Origin of the sequence: uncultured Mobiluncus sp., from assembly GCF_902488535.1 — a bacterium.
Taxonomy (GTDB): domain Bacteria; phylum Actinomycetota; class Actinomycetes; order Actinomycetales; family Actinomycetaceae; genus Mobiluncus.
In genome coordinates, this window is the sequence record NZ_CABTWO010000045.1 from 1 (window position 1) to 1,850 (window position 1,850).

At 61.7% G+C, this 1,850-nt stretch carries 3 protein-coding genes; all 3 read left to right on the forward strand.

Annotated elements, in window-relative coordinates; genetic code table 11:
* Positions 1 to 25: 25 nt before the first annotated feature.
* On the forward strand, positions 26 to 286 hold the full coding sequence (gene purS / locus RDL66_RS08950; protein ID WP_297723137.1) for a phosphoribosylformylglycinamidine synthase subunit PurS: 261 nt from the start codon (positions 26 to 28) through the stop codon (positions 284 to 286).
* A complete protein-coding gene (gene purQ, locus RDL66_RS08955; RefSeq protein ID WP_308536646.1) occupies positions 283 to 987 on the forward strand; it encodes a phosphoribosylformylglycinamidine synthase subunit PurQ in 705 nt (234 codons plus the stop codon). The genes purS and purQ overlap by 4 nt, the downstream gene beginning before the upstream one ends.
* A 75-nt stretch (positions 988 to 1,062) precedes the next feature.
* Positions 1,063 to 1,850: AIR synthase related protein (locus RDL66_RS08960; RefSeq protein WP_308536647.1), on the forward strand; the 788-nt coding region annotated here is incomplete at its 3' end.

The following is a 1,850-nucleotide window of genomic DNA, read 5'->3' on the forward strand; positions in this document are numbered from 1 at the left end:
CTATCCACGGAAAAAAGGAAGAAAAATGGGAAAAATCGTTGTTGAGGTTATGGTGAAACCAGAGATTCTCGACCCGCAGGGCAAAGCCATTAAAGGCTCGCTGGCCCGGCTGGGAATCGACAACTTTGTGGACGTGCGCCAGGGCAAACGCTTCACCTTGGACACCGCTGGTGACGTCACCGAAGCGGACCTCGAGGCGGCTCGCCAGGCCGCGCAAACCCTGCTGTCCAACCCGATTATCGAGGACGTTGTGGCTGTCAAAGCCGTCACGGAGGCGCAAGCATGAGCGCAAAAGTTGGGGTCGTGACGTTCCCGGGGACCCTCGACGACCAGGACGCGCGCCGGGCGGTGCGTTTGGCTGGCGCCACGCCGGTTCGGTTGTGGCACCAAGACGCGGACTTGCACGGGGTTGATGCCATCGTCTTGGCGGGCGGGTTTTCGTACGGGGACTATTTGCGGTGCGGCGCGATTGCGCGTTTTGCCCCGGTGATGGAGTCAATCGTCGAGGCCGCCGGTCGGGGTATGCCGGTGTTGGGGATTTGTAACGGGTTTCAGGTGCTGACCGAAGCGCATCTGCTGGATGGGGCTCTGATGCGTAACGAGCATAAAAAGTTCATCTGCCGCGACCAGGTGCTGCGAGTTGAAAACAATCACACGGCTTGGACCAGCGCTTTCAGCGCGGGCGAAGAAATCCTGATTCCTCTGAAGAACGGGGAGGGCAATTTCCGGGCTGACCCGCACACCGTGGAACGTCTCGAGGGCGAAGGTCAGGTCGTGTTCCGCTACGCTGGCCCGCTGGGCAACCCCAATGGTTCGTTGAACGACATCGCCGGGATTACGAATGCACAAGGTAACGTGGTCGGCTTGATGCCGCACCCGGAGCACGCGGTGGAGCCGGGTTTCGGCCCCACCCCCGGTCAGGATAATCGGATCGGCACTGACGGCCTCAAGTTCTTTACTTCCGCCATTAGCTCAGTGCTGGTCTAAGCGAAAGTCCAGATTGCGGCCCCTTAGAAAACCGCACCGCCAAACCCCCAAATCAACTAATAAAGGAAACCACTCATGACGACTTATGACACTGTTGAAAATGCCCAACAGACCCCCGACGAGCCGCAAGATTACCGGGCTTTAGGGCTGAAAGACGGGGAATACGCGCATATCAAAGAGATTCTGGGACGCCGGCCCACCGCGGCGGAACTGGCGATGTATTCCGTCATGTGGTCCGAACACTGCTCGTATAAATCTTCAAAGAAGCACCTGAAGGAACAGTTCGGCGCGAAAACCACCGCGGAAATGAAGAAACACCTGCTGGTCGGCATGGGCCAAAACGCGGGGGTGGTCGACATTGGGGACGACTACGCGGTGACGTTTAAGGTTGAGTCGCACAACCACCCCTCTTTTGTGGAGCCGTACCAGGGCGCTGCCACCGGGGTGGGCGGTATCGTGCGTGACATCATGGCGATGGGGGCGCGCCCGGTGGCGGTCATGGACCAGCTGCGTTTCGGGTCAGTAGACCACCCCGACACGGCTCGCGTGGTGCACGGCGTGGTCGCGGGCGTGGGCGGCTACGGCAACTGCCTGGGGTTGCCCAACATCGGCGGCGAAACCGAGTTTGACCCCAGCTACCAAGGAAACCCGCTGGTCAACGCCTTGTGCGTGGGGGTGCTGCGTCACCAGGACATTCACCTGGCGAACGCGACCGGCGTGGGTAACCACGTGGTGCTGTTCGGGGCGCGCACCGGCGGGGACGGCATCGGCGGGGGCCCCCTCCTCCCCGCCCGGGCCTTTGAGGAGGGGGTGGGCCCCAAGCGTCCCCGCGCGCCGCGGCGGGGCCCCCCCCTGGGAAAAAA